Source organism: Pseudomonas sp. MPDS, from assembly GCF_013283895.1.
Classification (GTDB): domain Bacteria; phylum Pseudomonadota; class Gammaproteobacteria; order Pseudomonadales; family Pseudomonadaceae; genus Aquipseudomonas; species Aquipseudomonas rhizophila.
In genome coordinates, this window is sequence record NZ_CP054128.1 from 4,757,722 (window position 1) to 4,776,125 (window position 18,404).

14 protein-coding genes, 1 tRNA gene, 1 pseudogene and 1 riboswitch are annotated in these 18,404 nt (G+C 61.8%); of the genes and pseudogenes, 14 read left to right on the forward strand and 2 right to left on the reverse strand.

Annotation, left to right across the window (positions count from 1 at the left end; genetic code table 11):
* Positions 1 to 67: 67 nt before the first annotated feature.
* Positions 68 to 760 carry a uracil-DNA glycosylase gene (gene ung / locus HQ912_RS20910; RefSeq protein WP_047227983.1) on the reverse strand — a complete coding sequence of 231 codons (693 nt, stop codon included), beginning with the start codon at positions 758 to 760 and terminating at the stop codon, positions 68 to 70.
* A 131-nt stretch (positions 761 to 891) separates the two neighbouring features.
* Here ung and HQ912_RS20915 point away from each other — a divergent pair, with 131 nt between their 5' ends.
* On the forward strand, positions 892 to 2,004 hold the full coding sequence (locus HQ912_RS20915; RefSeq protein WP_076385967.1) for an enoyl-CoA hydratase/isomerase family protein: 1,113 nt from the start codon (positions 892 to 894) through the stop codon (positions 2,002 to 2,004).
* A 215-nt stretch (positions 2,005 to 2,219) separates the two neighbouring features.
* Here the strand turns inward: HQ912_RS20915 and HQ912_RS20920 are convergent, their stop codons facing one another.
* Positions 2,220 to 2,621 carry a hypothetical protein gene (locus HQ912_RS20920; RefSeq protein ID WP_173407250.1) on the reverse strand — a complete coding sequence of 134 codons (402 nt, stop codon included), beginning with the start codon at positions 2,619 to 2,621 and terminating at the stop codon, positions 2,220 to 2,222.
* A gap of 305 nt (positions 2,622 to 2,926) precedes the next feature.
* A riboswitch (guanidine-I (ykkC/yxkD leader) is annotated at positions 2,927 to 3,028 on the forward strand.
* 60 nt (positions 3,029 to 3,088) lie between these two features.
* Between HQ912_RS20920 and HQ912_RS20925 the strand changes: the two genes are divergently transcribed.
* The 13 genes and pseudogenes from HQ912_RS20925 (at position 3,089) to HQ912_RS20985 (ending at position 18,276) form a co-directional block, all read left to right on the forward strand.
* On the forward strand, positions 3,089 to 4,156 hold the full coding sequence (locus HQ912_RS20925) for a putative urea ABC transporter substrate-binding protein (protein ID WP_076385971.1): 1,068 nt from the start codon (positions 3,089 to 3,091) through the stop codon (positions 4,154 to 4,156).
* A 15-nt stretch (positions 4,157 to 4,171) separates the two neighbouring features.
* A complete protein-coding gene (locus HQ912_RS20930) occupies positions 4,172 to 4,987 on the forward strand; it encodes an ABC transporter permease (protein WP_047227986.1) in 816 nt (271 codons plus the stop codon).
* Positions 4,984 to 5,772, forward strand: a complete 789-nt coding sequence (locus HQ912_RS20935; RefSeq protein ID WP_047227987.1) for an ABC transporter ATP-binding protein — start codon at positions 4,984 to 4,986, stop codon at positions 5,770 to 5,772. Before HQ912_RS20930 ends, HQ912_RS20935 begins: the two co-directional genes overlap by 4 nt.
* Before the next feature lie 12 nt (positions 5,773 to 5,784).
* Complete coding sequence (locus HQ912_RS20940) at positions 5,785 to 6,510, forward strand: urea amidolyase associated protein UAAP1 (RefSeq protein WP_173407251.1); 726 nt, start codon at positions 5,785 to 5,787, stop codon at positions 6,508 to 6,510.
* An 11-nt stretch (positions 6,511 to 6,521) separates the two neighbouring features.
* Entirely contained in the window at positions 6,522 to 7,163 is a 642-nt protein-coding gene (locus HQ912_RS20945; protein WP_107322078.1) for an urea amidolyase associated protein UAAP2, read from the forward strand.
* 302 nt (positions 7,164 to 7,465) lie between these two features.
* Positions 7,466 to 11,095, forward strand: coding sequence for an urea carboxylase (uca, locus tag HQ912_RS20950; protein ID WP_173407252.1), 3,630 nt, complete (start codon positions 7,466 to 7,468; stop codon positions 11,093 to 11,095).
* Positions 11,096 to 11,117: 22 nt separating this feature from the next.
* A complete protein-coding gene (gene atzF, locus HQ912_RS20955; RefSeq protein WP_173407253.1) occupies positions 11,118 to 12,902 on the forward strand; it encodes an allophanate hydrolase in 1,785 nt (594 codons plus the stop codon).
* 307 nt (positions 12,903 to 13,209) lie between these two features.
* Positions 13,210 to 13,815, forward strand: a pseudogene (locus tag HQ912_RS20960) (GGDEF domain-containing protein); the annotation flags it as partial.
* Positions 13,808 to 14,026: a cysteine-rich CWC family protein gene (locus HQ912_RS20965; RefSeq protein ID WP_173407254.1), complete on the forward strand. Its 219-nt coding sequence runs from the start codon at positions 13,808 to 13,810 to the stop codon at positions 14,024 to 14,026. The pseudogene HQ912_RS20960 and the gene HQ912_RS20965, both read left to right, overlap by 8 nt.
* A 36-nt stretch (positions 14,027 to 14,062) precedes the next feature.
* Positions 14,063 to 14,755: a pseudouridine synthase gene (locus tag HQ912_RS20970; protein WP_107322074.1), complete on the forward strand. Its 693-nt coding sequence runs from the start codon at positions 14,063 to 14,065 to the stop codon at positions 14,753 to 14,755.
* 309 nt (positions 14,756 to 15,064) lie between these two features.
* Positions 15,065 to 15,949, forward strand: coding sequence for an alpha/beta fold hydrolase (locus tag HQ912_RS20975; protein WP_173407255.1), 885 nt, complete (start codon positions 15,065 to 15,067; stop codon positions 15,947 to 15,949).
* 162 nt (positions 15,950 to 16,111) lie between these two features.
* Positions 16,112 to 16,185, forward strand: a tRNA-Gly gene (locus HQ912_RS20980).
* Positions 16,186 to 16,422: 237 nt separating this feature from the next.
* Positions 16,423 to 18,276 carry a tyrosine-type recombinase/integrase gene (locus HQ912_RS20985; protein WP_173407256.1) on the forward strand — a complete coding sequence of 618 codons (1,854 nt, stop codon included), beginning with the start codon at positions 16,423 to 16,425 and terminating at the stop codon, positions 18,274 to 18,276.
* The last annotated feature ends 128 nt before the right edge of the window (positions 18,277 to 18,404 follow it).

Sequence of the window (18,404 nt, forward strand, 5' to 3'; positions counted from 1 at the left end):
TATTGCGGCGTACACAAATCAGTGTGGGAGCGAGCCTGCTCGCGATGGGGCCCGTCAGCTGGGCGCATTAAACCGGCGGCAACCGCCAATCAATCGGCGCTTCGCCCTGTTGCTCAAGAAACTTGTTGGCCCGACTGAAATGCCCGCACCCCAGGAAACCGCGGTAAGCCGACAGCGGCGACGGGTGGACGGAGGTCAGCACCAAGTGTTTGGTGGCATCAATCAGCTTCTGCTTGCCTTGGGCATGAGCGCCCCACAGTAGAAAGACCAAATGCGGCTGGTGCTCACTGACCACTTCAATGACCCGATCAGTAAAGTGCTGCCATCCCTTGCCTGCGTGGGAGTTGGCATTGGCACGCTCCACGGTCATGGTGGTGTTGAGCAGCAACACCCCCTGGTCGGCCCAACTTTGCAGGTAGCCGTGATTCGGGATGTCGATATTCAGATCGCGTTTCAATTCCTTGTAGATGTTCACCAGCGAGGGCGGCGCCGGCACGCCCGGCTGCACTGAAAAGCACAAACCATGAGCCTGGCCTGGGCCGTGATAAGGGTCCTGGCCGAGGATCACGACCTTGACCTTGTCCAGCGGCGTGGAGTTGAGGGCATTGAAAATCAACGATGCCGGTGGGTAAATTTCCTTGCCGGCGGCGTACTCCCGACGCAGAAATTCACGCAACTCTGCCATATAGGGCTGGTCGAACTCGGCACGCAGGGCTTGCTTCCAGCTCGGTTCGAGTTTGATACGGTCGTCAGCAGTCATGGTTGCACCCGGTAAAAACAATGGGCGCACCCTAGGAAAGCCTACATGGCTTGTCAATTGATCTGACGCAGAACCGGCACTTTCCTACGCAGCGGTCATACTGATCATTCAAATTTCTGATCGAGGTCACGATGAATCTGCACTTCGAAGAACTCACTGGCATCAATGGCGCCCGTATCGGCATCGCCACCCTGGATGCTGAAAAATCCTTGAATGCCCTCTCCTTGCCGATGATCAACGCCCTGCGCGATCGTCTCGACGCCTGGGCCAGAGAACCGCAAATCGTCTCTGTATTGTTGCGCGGCAACGGCGCCAAGGCGTTTTGCGCCGGCGGCGAAGTGCGCAGCCTGGTAGAGGCCTGCCGCGCTCAACCAGGTGAAGTACCGCCCTTGGCGGCGCAATTTTTTGCCGCGGAGTACCGACTGGACTTCAACCTGCACACTTTTCCCAAACCCTTGGTGTGCTGGGGCCATGGCTACGTGCTTGGCGGCGGCATGGGGCTGTTGCAAGGCGCGAATATTCGGATCGTCACACCGAGCACGCGCCTGGCGATGCCGGAAATCAGCATCGGCCTGTACCCGGATGTCGGCGCCAGTTGGTTCCTGTCGCGGCTGCCCGGCAAGCTTGGCCTGTTCCTGGGCCTGACGGGCGCCCATATGAATGCCCGGGACGCCATTGACCTGGGTCTGGCCGACCGTTTCCTGTTGGATGAACAACAGGACGATCTGATCGAAGGCCTGCTGCAACTCAATTGGCAGGAACAGACGCCCATGCAGCTCAACAGCTTGCTCAAGGCCTTGCAACAGGAAGCCGTCGCCCAATTACCCGAGGCGCAATGGCTACCGCGCCGGCAGAAAATCGACGAATGGCTGGATGTCAGCGATGTGCGCTGCGCCTGGAAAACCCTCAGCCTGCTGGTGGACCATTCAGACCCATTGATCGCCCGGGCGGCCAAGACCATGACCGAAGGCTGCCCGCTGACTGCTCATCTGGTCTGGGAACAGATCGCCCGAGCCCGGCATTTGTCATTGGCAAGTGTGTTGCGCATGGAGTACACCTTGAGCCTCAACTGCTGCCGACACCCTGAATTCAGCGAGGGCGTGCGGGCGCGGCTGATCGACAAAGACCACAAGCCCCGCTGGCACTGGCCGGACATCAACCATGTCCCCGCAGCAGCGGTCGAGGCGCATTTTCACAAGGCCTGGGAAGGGCGGCATCCGCTGGCGGATTTGTCTAACGAGTAAAGAACCTGAGTGGCACACCCGTGAGAGTGACATTCTGTGAGAGCGACATTCTGTGAGAGCAAAGCTTGCTCGCGATAGCGATATGCCAGTCACCGGGAAGCTGACTGATCCCCTGTCATCGCGAGCAAGCTTTGCTCCCACAAGCGTTATCCCATCGGGTTTGTTACAGGCACAAAAAAGCGGCGCTCAATGCGCCGCTTTTTGCTGCCGATGAATCAGCGGTGGTTACGCCGTCCATCATGATCACCGCGTCCCCGATGATCACGTCCGCCTCGACCACGACGGTCGTCATTCCAGCCGCCCCGGTTATGGCCGTCCCAGCCGCCCCGGTGTGGATGAGATCGGTATGCCGTGCGCGGTGGCGAGTAATAGCGTGGACCGTGTTGGTAGTAGCGCGGCGCCGAGTAATAGCGTGGTGCCGGTTGGTAATAACGCGGTGCCGAGTAATACCGCGGTGCGTAATAGCCGCGCGGTGCCGAGTAGTAGCTCCCGCCACCGTAATAGACCGGCGCCGGTGAGGTGTAGACCTCGGAACGGTAGTAGCTTGAGCCTCCGTCGTAAGGAACACATGCCGAAAGTGTCAACAGAAACGCAATGAGCAGAAGTCGTCGATACATGGCGGCCTCCTGGACCGCTAATGAGCCACATCAGCGACGCTGGCGGGCGGCAGTCATCTATTGGGTGACTGACGATTAATCTGACAGCGAAATCCGAATCTGGTGCGCCCCGGCAATAAGTTGAAACATGTGCTCCGCGCCTCATCCCGGTGCAGCAAAGCACCACAACCATGCACAAACCCACTGGCGACGCCGCGCTGATCTCTCCCCACCCGCTTTGGACCGGGCCTTTACGCTACTTGGCACGGCTCTCGCTTTAACAAACTCCGTGCAGGAGTCATCACAGGTTCGCGGCACCACAATTTGCAATGGCTGACTAGGGTTCCGGCTCGCCTCTGGCGAGTGGCTGGTCCGAGAGTTGGCGACCTCCAGTTGAGGTTACACGGCGGGACAAAAGCCCGGGAGACAAGCCACCGTTCGCGGTGCCGCGTTGCTCCTGTCCGCCCTTGATCAACTGGAGAACCACCATGCTCAAGCTTCGTCTTTGCGCCCTGCTCCTCGCTACGTTCTCGGCCCTCGTAAGCCCCTCGTCCCCTGCCGCGCAAAAAGACCATTTCAGCGTCTGCTGGACCATTTACGCCGGATGGATGCCCTGGGAGTACGCCGGCAGCCAAGGCATTGTCGATAAATGGGCGAAAAAATACGGCATCACCATCGATGTCGTGCAGCTCAACGACTACGTCGAATCCATCAACCAATACACCGCCGGTCAGTTCGACGGCTGCACCATGACCAACATGGACGCCCTGACCATTCCCGCCGCCGGCGGCGTGGACAGCACCGCGCTGATCGTCAGCGATTTTTCCAACGGCAATGACGGCATCGTGCTCAAGGGTGACGGCAAGAAAGTCGCCGACCTCAAGGGCATGGACGTCAACCTGGTGGAGCTGTCGGTCTCCCATTACCTGCTGGCCCGCGCCCTGGACTCGGTCGGTCTGACCGAGAAAGACCTCAAAGTCGTCAACACCTCCGATGCCGATATCTCCGCGGCCTTCAATACCGACCAGGTCAAGGCCGTCACCACCTGGAACCCGATGCTCTCGGACATCAAGGCCCAGCCCGGCGTGAGCGAGGTGTTCAATTCCAGCCAGATCCCGGGAGAGATCATGGACATGATGGTGGTCAACACCCAGACCCTGCAGGACAACCCGGCCCTGGGCAAAGCATTGACCGGTGCCTGGTTTGAAGTGGTGGCGCTGATGGATGCAAAAAACGCAGCCAGCAAGACCGCACTCGAACACATGGCCAAAGCCTCGGGCACCGATCTGGCCGGATTCCAGTCGCAACTGGACACCACCAAGCTGTTCGCCACGCCCAAGGAGGCCTTGAGCTTCGCCACCAGCGAGCAACTGCCCGCCACCATGCGCAAGGTCGCCGAGTTTTCGTTCCAGCACGGTTTGCTCGGCGAAGGCGCCAAGGACACCAACGCAGTCGGCATGACGTTTGCCAATGGCGTGACCAGCGGCGACAAGGCCAACCTCAAGCTGCGCTTTGACCCGACCTACGTGCAGCTGGCCGCCGACGCCAAGCTGTAAACCGGAGGAGCTGGCATGCGCCTGATCAACCGCTATCCGGATCGCCCCAGCCGCCTGTTGTTGGTGATCCTGCCCTTCGCGCTGGTGCTGTTCGCCTACTTTATGGGCTCGGCCGAACGGTTGACGGACAACCCCAACGACAAGCTGCTGCCCAGCGCGGTGCAGATGGCCGATGCGGTCAAACGCCTGGCCTTCACCGCTGACGTGCGCAGTGGCGATTACCTGCTCTGGCAAGACACCGCATCGAGCCTGCGCAGACTGGCAATCGGCCTGGGCATCAGCGCCTTGGCCGGCCTGTGTCTGGGCATCGCCGCCGGCACGCTGCCGCTGTTCGGCGCGCCGCTGTCGCCGTTGCTCACCGTGCTGTCGATGGTGCCACCCTTGGCGATCCTGCCCATTCTGTTCATCGTCTTCGGTCTGGGAGAATTGTCGAAAGTGATGCTGATCGTCATTGGCATCACCCCGTGCCTGGCCCGGGACCTGGAACAGCGCGCCCGGGAAATTCCGCCCGAGCTGCTGATCAAGGCCCAGACCCTCGGCGCTTCGACCTGGACCCTGATGCTGCGGGTGGTGCTGCCGCAATTGCTGCCACGCCTGTTGATTTCCCTGCGGCTGATGCTCGGTTCGGCCTGGCTGTTTCTGATCGCCGCCGAAGCCATCGCCTCCACCGATGGGCTGGGCTATCGGATTTTCCTGGTGCGCCGGTACCTGGCGATGGATGTGATCTTGCCGTACGTGGTGTGGATCACCTTGCTCGCCTGGCTGATGGACTGGGGTCTCAAGCACCTGACCCGGCGAGCGTTCCCCTGGTATGAGGGGGCGAAGGCATGAGTTTCATCAAGGTCAATAACGTCTGGCAGCAGTACGCCGATCAGGTGGTGCTCGAACGCTTGAACCTGAGCGTCGCCGAAGGCGAGTTCTGCACGCTGGTGGGGGCGTCGGGTTGTGGCAAATCAACCTTTCTGCGGCTGCTCTTGGGCCAGGAGCGCGCCAGTCGCGGGCAGATTCTGCTGGACGGTGAGCCTCTGGCTGGTGAGCCGGATGCCAGCCGTGGCGTGGTGTTCCAGCGTTACTCAGTGTTCCCGCACCTGACGGTGCTGAACAACGTTGCCCTGGGCCTGGAACTGCCGCGCTCGCCGCTGCTGGGACGCCTGTTCGGCAGCGCCAAACGCCAGGCCCGTGAAGAGGCCGCGCATCTGCTGAACAAGGTCGGCCTCGGCCATGCACTGGATAAATACCCGGCGCAGTTGTCCGGGGGCATGCAACAGCGGCTGGCCATCGCCCAGGCGCTGATCATGAAACCCCGTGTCTTGCTGCTGGACGAACCCTTCGGCGCACTCGATCCCGGCATTCGCAAAGACATGCACGCCCTGTTGCTGGAGCTGTGGCGCGAAACCCGCTTGACGGTGTTCATGGTCACCCATGACCTGTCCGAAGGATTCAGCCTCGGCACCCGCCTGCTGGTGTTCGACAAGGTTCGCGTCGATCCCCATGCCCCCGGCGCCTATGGCGCGCGCATCACCTATGACATTCCACTGAACAGCGACCGCCGCACCGCCCGTGCCGCCGTCGACGCCCTGCCCGCCGAACTGGCCGGCGCATTGCGTATTGCTTGAAAGGAGTTTCCCATGACCGATTCGACCCAATTGTTTCCTCCCTTCGCCGAAGAACTGCTGCCTGGTGGCGGCCACCGTTCCTTCGTGCTCAAGCGCGGTCAACTGCTGCGCCTGACCGATCTGCGCGGCGGAGCCAACGTGAGCCTGACGCTGCTCAATGCCAATGAGAAAACCGAGCGCCTGAACCTGCCCGACAGCCTCAAATGCCAACACACCGCCAAACTCACCACCGGCCATTGCCTGTACTCGGACATGGGCCGGGTGCTGGCGGCGATCACCGCCGACACGTGCGGCTGGAGCGATAGCCTTGGCGGTGTGCTCTGCGCCGAGGAAGTGGCTGAAAAATACGGCCAGGGCCGCTATCAGGAACTGCGTAACGGGTTCTTTCGCAACGGCACCGACAACCTGTTGGTGGAGCTGGGCAAATGGGGGTTGGGCCTGTCCGACCTGCTGATGACCCTCAACCTGTTCAGCCGGGTCGATGTCGACGAGGCCGGCAACTTTCACTTCGTTGAAGGCCATTCCAAGGCCGGCGATTACATCGAACTCTACGCACCGATGGATACCCTGGTGGTGCTGACTGCGCTGCAACACCCGATGAACCCGAACCCCCAATACGCCCCGCAACCGCTCAAGCTCAGCTGGATGAACGCCGAGCCCAGCGTGGCCGAGCACTGCCGCAACTCGCGCCCGGAAAACCAGCGCGGCTTCATCAACACCGACCGCCTGTTCGCCTGAGGATCGCTGCCATGTCACTTGCCATCGCCACCCTGCAAAAGCAGCCCGACGCCGCTATCTACCGCGCCACCATCCCCGCCGGGGAACCCTGGCTGGTGGAGGTCAAGGCCGGCCAGACCCTGCGCATCCTCGACCTGGAAGGCAACCAGGCGGTCGATACGCTGTTCTACAGCCTGGCCAATCCCAAGGAACGCTACGACGTGCAGCGCACCCTGCGCCGGCAGAACAGCGTGTACCTGAGCACCGGCAGCGTGCTGTATTCCAACCTCGGCCGGCCCATGCTGACCATCGTTGAAGACACCTGCGGGCGCCACGACACCCTCGGTGGCGCCTGCGCCCAGGAAAGCAACACCGTGCGCTACGCCCTGGAAAAACGCTACATGCACAGTTGCCGCGACAACTACCTGCGGGCCTGCGCCCACGACGGTCGTCTGGGCAAGGGCGACATCGGACCGAACATCAACTTCTTCATGAACGTGCCGGTCACCGCCGACGGCGGCCTGACGTTCGAGGACGGGATTTCGGCGCCCGGCAAATACGTCGACCTGCGGGCCGAGATGGACGTGATCGTCCTGATCTCCAACTGCCCGCAACTGAACAACCCGTGCAACGCCTACAACCCCACGCCAGCGGAGCTTTTGATATGGAACTGAAACTCACCCGCCTGCGCCGCTGGCTGTTTGCCTTGTGCCAGAGCCGGTCGGGGCAGTGCATCAAATAAACACTGATTTCATGAACACCCTCAAACCCTTGTGGGAGCGGGCCTGCTCGCGATGGCAGCAGCACATCCAACACTGATGTAACTGACAGACCGCTATCGCGAGCAGGCTCGCTCCCACAGGGGAGTCGGGTGTTTGGAGGTTTCGCTCACGGGGACGACCCCGTCGGCCATCGAAAACTGCGGGACGGCCCGCATCCCAGTTCAGGCAGCACGCATGCCTGAGGGGGCAATGCCATGTTCGAAAAAATCCTCATCGCCAACCGTGGCGCCATCGCCTGCCGGATCCTGCGGACCCTGCGCGAGCTGAAGGTCGAAGGCGTCGCGGTGTATTCCCAGGCCGATGCGGCCAGCTTGCATATCCTGCAGGCCGACGAAGCCCACTGCCTGGGCGAAGGTGCGGCGGCCGGTACGTATCTGGCGGTGGACAAGCTGCTGGCAATCGCCAAAAGCAGCGGCGCGACGGCGATCCATCCCGGCTACGGCTTTCTCTCGGAAAACGCCGCCTTCGCGCAGGCCTGCGAGGCCGCCGGCATCGCTTTCATCGGCCCGACGCCAGAGCAACTGCGTGTGTTCGGCCTCAAGCACACCGCCCGCGACCTGGCTCGCCGGCACGGCGTGCCACTGCTCGAAGGCAGCGAACTGCTCGACAGCCTCGACGCCGCGCTACTGGCCGCCAACCAGGTCGGCTATCCGGTCATGCTCAAAAGCACCGCTGGCGGCGGTGGCATCGGCATGCGTGTCTGTCGCAATGCCGCCGAGTTGAGCGAGTCATTCGAAGCGGTCAAGCGCTTGGGCCAGAACAACTTCAGCGATGCCGGCGTGTTCATCGAGAAGTACATCGAGCGGGCTCGGCATCTTGAGGTTCAGGTATTCGGTGACGGCCAGGGCCAGGTGATCGCACTGGGCGTGCGCGACTGCTCGGTGCAGCGGCGCAACCAGAAAGTCATCGAAGAAACCCCTGCGCCCAACTTGCCCGAAGGTATGGCCGAGGAGCTCTGCGCAGCAGCGATTCAACTGGCCCAGGCGGTCAACTACCGCAGCGCCGGCACCGTGGAGTTCGTGTTCGACAGTGACGCCGGGCGCTTTTACTTTCTGGAAGTGAACACCCGCCTGCAAGTGGAGCACGGCGTCACCGAACAAGTGTGGAACGTCGACCTGGTGCGCTGGATGGTGCAACTGGCCGCCGGGGACCTGCCGCCCCTGAGCGAGTTGAGCCAGGGGTTGCGAGCCCAGGGTCATGCGATTCAGGCGCGCGTGTATGCCGAGGATCCAGGCCGGGACTTCCAGCCGAGCCCGGGGCTGCTGACCGCTGTGCAATGGCCGCCAGCCGACGGCAAACAACTGCGCATCGACACCTGGGTCGAGGCCGGCTGCCAGATTCCACCCTACTTCGACCCGATGATCGCCAAAGTCATTCGTTGGGCGCCGACCCGTGAGCAGGCACGCCTGGGTTTGCATCAAGCGCTGAATGAAAGCCTGTTGTACGGCGTGGAAACCAACCGCGACTACCTGCAACAGATTCTCCTCGATGCACCCTTTGCCAGCGGCCAGCCCTGGACTCGCTGCCTTGAGGCGCTGGTCTATCGCGCCCACACTTTTGAAGTGCTCAGCCCCGGCACCCAGACCAGCATTCAGGACTACCCCGGCCGACTCGGCTATTGGGCGGTGGGTGTTCCGCCATCGGGACCGATGGACAGCCGCTCGCTGCGCCTGGGCAATCGCCTGCTGGGCAACGAAGAAGGCGCTGCGGCGCTGGAAATCACCATGAGCGGGCCGTTGCTGCGTTTCAACTGCGCTGCCAGGGTGGCCGTGACCGGCGCGGTCATTGCGCTGACCCTCGATGGCGAAGCTGTGCCGATGAACACTGCCCTGTCGATTCCTGCCGGTTCCACCCTGGCGATCGGCACCATCGCCGGCGCCGGGGCGCGCAGTTACTTGTGCCTGCAAGGCGGCGTGCAAGTGCCGGATTACCTGGGCAGTAAAAGCACCTTCACCCTCGGCCAGTTCGGCGGCCATGGGGGGCGGGCCTTGTGTACCGGCGACGTGTTGCACCTGGCGCCCCTGGATGAGCGCGCGACCGTAGCGTATACGAGCGAACCCACTCTGGAGCTGCCCGACGTGCGGCAGATCCGCGTGATTTACGGCCCCCATGGCGCGCCGGAATACTTCACCGAGCGCTACATCCACACCTTCTTCGACACGGCCTGGGAAGTGCATTTCAACTCCAGCCGAACCGGCGTGCGCCTGATCGGGCCGAAACCCGAATGGGTACGCGCCGACGGCGGCGAGGCCGGACTGCACCCATCCAACATCCATGACAACCCGTATGCCATCGGCGCCGTGGACTTCACCGGCGACATGCCCGTCATCCTCGGGCCCGACGGCCCGAGCCTGGGTGGTTTCGTCTGCCCGGTGACGGTGATCGAGGCGGATCTTTGGCAACTGGGGCAACTGAAGGCCGGGGACAGGGTGCGGTTCGTGCCGGTGGATATATCGACCGCCCGCTCACTGACCGTGAAATGGGATCAATGTGGGAGCGAGCCTGCTCGCGATGAAGTGGATGCGGTGTCTGATCTGGCCCCATCGCGAGCAGGCTCGCTCCCACAGGGGTTTGGGTCGCCAGTGGTGTTGGATATCGGTCAGGACGATACCCGTCTGGTGGCGAGATTGGCCGGCGACACGCACCTGCTGCTGGAGATAGGCGCTCCTGAACTGGATCTGGTGCTGCGCTTTCGCGCCCACGCCTTGATGCAGGCGCTGGAACACAAACAGTTGCACGGCGTAATCGACCTCACGCCGGGCATTCGTTCGTTGCAAGTGCATTACCAACCCGAACAACTGCCGCTGGCCGAACTACTGCAGATCCTCACTGGTGAATGGGACGCGGTGTGCGCCGCGCAGGATCTGCAGGTGCCGTCACGCATCGTGCATCTGCCGCTGTCCTGGGACGATCCGGCCTGCCAGCTGGCCATCGAAAAATACATGACCACAGTGCGCAAGGACGCGCCCTGGTGCCCGAGCAACCTGGAGTTCATCCGCCGTATCAACGACCTGCCCAACCTCGACGCAGTGCAACGCACGGTGTTCGACGCCAGCTACCTGGTGATGGGCCTTGGGGATGTCTACCTCGGCGCGCCGGTCGCCACGCCACTGGACCCTCGACATCGGTTGGTGACCACCAAATACAATCCGGCCCGCACCTGGACTGCGGAAAACTCGGTGGGCATCGGCGGCGCGTACATGTGTGTGTATGGCATGGAAGGCCCAGGTGGATATCAGTTCGTCGGGCGCACGTTGCAGATGTGGAATCGTTATCGCGAGGTCGCCGCATTCGACGGCAAACCCTGGCTGTTGCGGTTCTTCGACCAGATCCGCTTCTACCCGGTCAGCGCCGATGAACTGCTGCGCATCCGCCGGGACTTCCCGCTGGGCCGCTTCGACCTGAACATCGAACACGGTCAACTCAACCTTGCTGATTACCAGCGCTTCCTGGCGCAGGAGGCGGACAGCATCGCCGCGTTCCGGGCGCAGCAACAAGGCGCCTTCAATGCCGAGCGCGAGCGGTGGATCGCCAGTGGCCAGGCACACTTCGACAGCGAAGAACCGGCACCCGCGCCCAGCGAAGATTCACTGCTGAGCGAAGATCAACTCAGTGTCGATAGCCACATCGCTGGCAATCTCTGGCAGGTCCAGGTGCAGGTGGATGCTCGGGTCAGCGCGGGTGACGTACTGGTGATTCTGGAGTCGATGAAGATGGAGATCCCACTCCTCGCCCCCGTGTCCGGAGTGGTGCGCCAGATTCGTGTACAGCCCGGCTCGGCGGTGCGCGCCGGACAACGTGTGGTGGTGCTGGAACGTGACTGAACTCAATCAAAGGATTAATGCCATGACCCCGTCTTTACGCCTGGACGATCTGCGCGACGCCTACCGCAGCGGCGAACTTACACCTCGCAATTTACTGTTGAGCCTGCGGGAAAAAGCCGCGGCGCTGAACCCGGACTACCACCTGTTCATCCACCTGCTGACGCCCGAGGAGCTGGAACCTTACCTCGTCGCGCTGGAGGGCCAGGATCTGGAAAACCTGCCGTTGTATGGCGTGCCGTTCGCGATCAAGGACAACATCGATCTGGCAGGCATTCCCACCACGGCCGCCTGCCCGGCGTTCAGCTACGTGCCGCAACGTTCGGCCACCCTTGTCGAGCAGCTACTGGCCTTGGGCGCGATTCCTCTGGGCAAGACCAATCTCGACCAGTTCGCCACCGGGCTCAACGGCACCCGCTCGCCTTACGGTGCCTGCCGCAATAGCGTGCTGCCCGACTATCCGGCCGGCGGTTCAAGCGCCGGCTCATCACTGGCGGTGGCCCTGGGTGTGGCAAGTTTTGCCCTGGGCACCGACACCGCAGGTTCGGGTCGGGTGCCGGCGGCGCTGAACAATCTGCTGGGTTTGAAGGCCACCAAGGGATTGATCTCAACGGCGGGTGTGGTGCCGGCCTGTCGCACGCTGGACTGCGTCACGACCTTCACCGCAACGGCGCGGGAAGCCAGCCAGTTACTGGCGCTGACAGCCCGTCTCGACCCACGCGATGAGTACAGCCGCCGCAACCCGCAGTGGAACGACGGCTCAGCGTTCGGCGCGCCACGCAGCTTTCGCTTCGGCGTGCCTCGTGGGCAAGACCTGGCTTTTTTCGGCTGCCACGAAGGTTCACAACTGTTTCAAGCGGCCATCGAGCGCCTCAAGGGCCTGGGCGGCGAAGCGGTGGAACTGGACCTGTCCCCGTTTCTCGAAGCCGCCCGGCTCCTTTATGAAGGGCCTTGGGTGGCTGAGCGCTACAGCGTTGCCGGGGAGTTGATGGAGCGCGAGCCCGATGCCGTACTGCCAGTTATCCGCGCCGTATTGGCGAAAGCGCCTACCGTGGATGGCGTACAAACCTTCCGTGCCCAGTACCGTTTGCAAGCGCTCAAAGCCCAATGCGATCGCGTCATGGAAACGCTCGATTGCGTCCTCACCCCGACCATCGGTCGCCCGGTGACCCTCGCCGAACTGGCCGCCGAACCGGTGCTGCGCAACTCGGAGCTGGGTTACTACACCAACTTCATGAACCTGCTGGACTACGCTGCCGTCGCTGTTCCCAGCGCATTCATGGCCAACGGTTTGCCCTGGGGCGTGACGCTGTTCGGTCGGGCCTTCACCGATCAATACCTGTTAAGCGTCGCCGATGCCTTGCAACGCCAGCAAGAGCCGGCCGTGCCAGCGCCGGCCAACCCGGCTCGCCATGACCGGGCGCGGCTGGTGGTGTGCGGGGCGCATCTGGACGGTTTGGCGCTGAACTGGCAGCTCCAGCAACGCGGAGCCCGTCTGATCGAGGCCACCCACAGCTCAGCCGATTACCGTCTCTACGCACTGGCCGGTGGCCCGCCTCTGCGCCCCGGCATGCTGCGGGTCAGTGAAGGCGGCGTGGCCATCGAGGTGGAGGTTTGGGAATTGCCGAGCAGCGAACTCGGTTCGTTCCTGACCGGCATCCCCGCGCCGCTTGGGCTGGGCAAGGTACAACTGGCCGACGGCCGCTGGGAAAGCGGATTCATTTGTGAGCCGTATGGTTTGACGGGCGCGCAGGACATCAGTCATTTGGGGGGGTGGCGGGCTTATTTAGATAGTCTGAAACAGTTGTGATTGTGTGGCGAGGGAGCTTGCTCCCGCTCGGCTGCGTAGCAGACGCTTTTGCGGCCGCTGCACTTCGGTAAATCCCTCGCCACCCTTTACAACCCTGCAAATCCGAGCACCTTTTCCTACAAGGCCACTAAACTGATTTCATTGGGTCTGCGCCAAGGAAATCGCCATGTCGCTCCGTTCGCCGTTGTATTCCCAGCGCAAGCCGCTCCTGCTCGTGGCGGGGCTGCTAGGTGCAGGCTTTCTGATCATTTCATTGTTGGGCTACCACGCTGCCAACACTTCGGTACGGGACCACACGCTCAGGATGCTGTACCTGAACCTGCTGATCGGCCTGCTCGTGACGCTGGCGGTGTTGGCAATCCTTTATCAATTGATCAGCAGCTACCAACGCCGCATCGACGCCCAGGCGACCCTCGACAGCCTGACGGAACTTCCCAACCGCCGTGGCTTCGACCTGTTGGCGGTACAAGCCCTGCACGAAGCCCAACGTGAACCCCAACCCCTGGCGGCGCTGCTGCTGGAGCTGGACGAGTTCAAGCGACTGGACTCCACCCATGGTCACATCGCCAGCGACCAGTTGTTGACCGGGTTCGCTCGCGACTTGACCGACAGCCTGCGGCATTCGGACATCGTGTGTCGCTGGAGTGGCGAGACGTTTATTGTGCTGCTCAAGGACACCGACGGGCAGAACGGTCTGAAGATCGCTGAGAAAATTCGTCAACGGATCGAACAACAACGTTATTTCTGCAGTGGCAAAGAGCTGCGGGTCACCGTCAGCATCGGCCTCACCACCTTGCAGGACGAAGATACCTTGCACAGCCTGCTGTCGCGGACCGATCATGCGCTGCAACGCGCCCGGCAAACCGGGAACAACCGAACCTGTGTACAGATGCCTCATTCCAGCTATGAATAAACCCGACTTGTGCCCGGCCTGTGGCGCCAGCAATGACTGCACGCTGGCCGACCCGCGAACCGCCGACCGCGCCTGCTGGTGTTACGGCGTGAGCATCGACCCGGTCGTGCTTGAAGCATTGCCGGCCGAGCTGCGCGATCAGTCCTGCCTGTGCCCACGTTGCGCCCAGGTCGAAACCCAGTTGCGGGCCAAGCCGCAGCCGATCGCGTAAGATGCCCGCCCTTCGCTCTCTTGCCTGACCTGCCCCATGCGCCTTGACCGCTTCCTCAGTAATCTGCCGCGTTTCAATCGCCAACAAGTCCGGTTGTTGTTGGTGGAACGCCGGGTGCGGATCGACGGGCAGATCATCAGCGATCCTCATGCACAGGTGCGCGAATTCAGCCGGGTCGAAGTCGATGACCAGGTGCTGCAAGCCGGTCGCCCACCCCGGTATTTCATGCTGCACAAACCGCCCGGTTGCGTCAGCGCCACCCGCGACCCGCAGCATCCCACCGTGCTGGACCTGCTGGATGAGCCAGACAAGGACGACCTGCACATCGCCGGGCGGCTGGACTTCAACACCACCGGGCTGATGCTGATCACCAATGACGGCAGTTGGTCACGACGCCTGACCCAACCGCAGACCAAACTGCCCAAGGTCTATTACGTCGAGACCGAGCAACTCATCACCGCCGAATACGCCGTTACCTTCGCGCGCGGGCTGTACTTCGCTTTCGAAAACCTCACCACCCAGCCTGCGGAACTGCTACTGCTGGGGCCAAGATCGGCACGGCTGAGCATCGTTGAGGGCCGCTATCACCAGGTCAAACGCATGTTCGGCCACTTCGACAACAAGGTGTTGCGCCTGCACCGTGAACGCATGGGACCGCTGCTGCTGGACGCCGAACTTGAGCCTGGCCAATACCGCGCCCTGAGCCCTGAAGAGATCCAGCTGATCTGATCGTATGACCGCTCGGCAGAAGTGTCGGACAATTGTCAAACAACACTTGCGCGACGGCCGGTCCACTGCTTGAATCAAACCGTCGGCCGAAATGTGACCGATGAGTCACCACATACTTCCAAGAAACTTTTTGCCGGCCGGAGCCTCCTCGGGTTCCTTCTTAACTCCGGCAAACTGCCCGCCATAACAATACCCGTCGACCGGCTTTCGTGGATCGACATGGGCCTTATCTTTCAGGCGTATGCCTACCTGTCACATTGCTCGTGCAATCTCATTGCGCGCATACCCGCTTGCCAGGAGTCTTATGACATGAGGCCAGAAATCGCTGTGCTGGATATACAGGGTCAGTATCGGGTTTACACGGAGTTCTATCGCGCAGACGCCGCGCAAAAGACCATCATCCTGGTCAACGGCTCGATGGCCACCACCGCGTCGTTTGCACAGACCGCCAAAAACCTCTACCCGCAATTCAACGTCGTGCTGTACGACCAACCCTATGCGGGCAAGTCCAAGCCCCACAACCGCCATGAAAAAATGCTGACCAAAGAGATCGAAGGCCAGATCCTCCTGGAGTTGATCGATCACTTTGCCGCAGAGCATGTGCTGTCTTTTTCCTGGGGCGGCGCCGCCACCCTCACCGCCCTGGCCCAGCGTCCACGGCGCATCGAAAAAGCGGTGATCAGCTCGTTCTCCCCAGTGCTCAATGCACCGATGCGCGACTACCTGGAGCGCGGCGTGGATTACCTGGGCAGCCTGGACGGCGACCGCGTGGGACACCTGGTCAACAGCACCATCGGCAAACACTTGCCGCCGCTGTTCAAGCGCTTCAACTATCGACACGTCAGCAGCCTGGCCGAGCACGAATATGGGCAGATGCATTTCCACATCAACGACGTGCTCCACAGCGACCGGTTGTGCTACGTCAACGCGGCGAAAAAAATCAACGTGCCGGTGCTGTTCCTGAACGGCGAATGGGACGAATACACCTCAGCCAGCGATGCCAAGGTTTTCGCCGACCACGTGCAACACAGCACTTTCACCACCCTGCAAGCCACCGGGCATTTCCTGGACATGGAACACAAAGCCGCCTGCCGCGACAGCCGTGATGCCCTGCTGGGTTTCCTCAAGCAGCCCCATCAAGAAAGCCGACCGCGCTACAACTACGTGCAGGACTACCATGCCCTGGCTATGTGAAACCGAGTCCTCGCGAGCAAGCCCCGCTCTGCCCCCACAGACACGGGGCTTGCCCACGAACGACCGCTCTGGTTTGAGGTTTGCGTAGACGCGTCACTGCTGCGCCCGTAAAGAAAAACTTCAAATCCGCGCCCACATCTGGTACAAAGTCAGCCGCTCTGAGCGGGTGTCGTATAATGGCATTACTCCAGCTTCCCAAGCTGATAACGAGGGTTCGATTCCCTTCACCCGCTCCACTGCATCATTCTGCGGACTTCCGCAGAAGTCCAAGAGAGTCTGCAAGTCGTTGCCACACAAAGGCTTTTTCTCTCTTTGACGTTCTGCTGTGGTCCACTGCGATCCGCCTACAGCCGGGACTTTTAAGTCCACAAACAAGTCCATTTTTGCGGGCGCGGCTGATTCCGGATTGTTGATGGAGAGGCGAGGTCGACGTGACCAGCATCTGGTTCCTGACTCATGTTCGGAGCAAGAGCATGGCACTCTCAGACCTGGCCGTTCGACAGGCCAAGGCGACTGGCAAGGCATACACCCTCCCTGACCTGGATGGCCTCTCCCTGGCCGTCACCGCTGCCGGTGGCAGGACTTGGCACTTCCGCTACTACTGGGCGGGCAAGCAGAAGCGGATGTCGCTCGGCACCTACCCGGAGGTGACGCTTCGCGAGGCCCGCAGCCTGCGCGATGAAGCGCGCGCCCTGCTGGCCAAAGGCACCAATCCTCGCGATCACCGCAAGCAGAAGCGCACCGCTGTCCGGCTCGCCGACGAAAACACCTTCGAGGCGGTGTATCGCAAGTGGCTCAAGCATCGCGGGCTCAGCCTCAAGGAAGGCCGGCAGACGACTCTCTCGATCCTTCCGCGCATCTTCGACAAGGATGTGCTGCCGACCTTGGGCAAGCAGTCGATCTATGAGATCAAGCGGCCCGACCTCCTGGAGGTGATCGCCAGGATCGAGAAGCGCAGGGCGCTCTCCGTCGCCGAGAAAGTCAGGACGTGGTTCAACCAACTGTTCCGCTACGCGCTGGTGATCGTGCCGGGCCTAGAGCAGAACCCCGCCTTCGATCTCGATGTGGTGGCGCTGCCGCTGCCACCCGTCAACCACAACCCGTTCCTGCGCATGGCCGAGCTGCCAAGGCTGTTGCAGCGGCTGCGCAGCTATCGCGGCCGGCGGCAGACCCAGCTCGGGCTGCGGCTATTGCTGCTGACCGGCGTGCGAACCGGAGAGCTGCGGCAGGCGATGCCGGATCAATTCGATCTGGACCGAGGGCTGTGGATCATCCCGCCCGACGTCGTGAAGCAACTCCAGCTGGATATGCGCAAGAAGCGGCAGCAGCCGAAGGACATCCCGCCCTACATCGTGCCGCTGTCGATTCAGGCCATGGAGATCGTCGGGCACCTGCTCGATGAGTTCAAGCCGGCCCAGCGCTACCTGTTCCGGCACGACAGCGACCTGAAGAAGCGCATCAGCGAGAACACGCTCAATGGTGCGCTCAAACGCATGGGCTATCAGGAACGCCTGACCGGACACGGTATCCGTGGCACGATGTCCACTGCGCTCAACGAGATCGGCTACCCGAAGGTCTGGGTGGATGCACAGCTCTCGCATGTCGATCCCAACAAGGTCAGCGCCACCTACAACCATGCCGAGTACGTGGAGCAGCGTCGACGCATGATGCAGGACTGGGCCGATCGCCTCGACCTCTTCGAGCAGAACCAGGTCGAGGCGGCCAGCATGCCGCTCACCGTGCATCTGGAAGGTGTGCCCGCATTCCCGAGTGAGCAAACCGCAAGCGCGCCCTCTACGCCGGTTGCCGCTTCGCCAAGCCTGCTCGTGACGAAGCCGGGTGACGCCATGCCGTTGGTTTCTGCCGCCGCACATCGGCTGCCGGCAGTGCCGCCCCAGCGATCGGCCGCGCCGCTGGTGCCTTCGGACATTCAGCGCGAGAGAATGGATTTGTTCGATGTCTTCGAAGCGCCGCACAACCTTCCCGTCGCTGCGTTTGCCAAGATGGCGGGCAAATCTCGCAGGTGGATCAGCTACGAGATCCAGGCGGGCAACTTGCTGGCGTTGAACGTGGGCAACCGCGGCCAGCGCGTGCCGGACTGGCACCTCGACCCGCTCAAGCACGAGCTGATCCAGTCTGTCCTGAAGCTGACCAGGGGTGCGGACCCTTGGCAGATCTACCATGCACTGCTGCAGCCGCGCTCGATGCTGCGGGGGCGCTCGGCACTGGAGGGCGTGACTGCCAGCAATTTCGACAAGCTCGTCATGGCCGTGAGCACAGCGGTGAAGGAAAGCGAATGGACCCCGCTGCGGGTCGGGGTCGTGTAGTCAAACAACGGGCCGGTAAGGGATGGCCTGGACATTATTCATATTAGTGATACTAATATTCATTTATGGTTTATTGACTATTAGAATACAGTCAATGACCATGGAACCATAAAACATATAAATAAAGA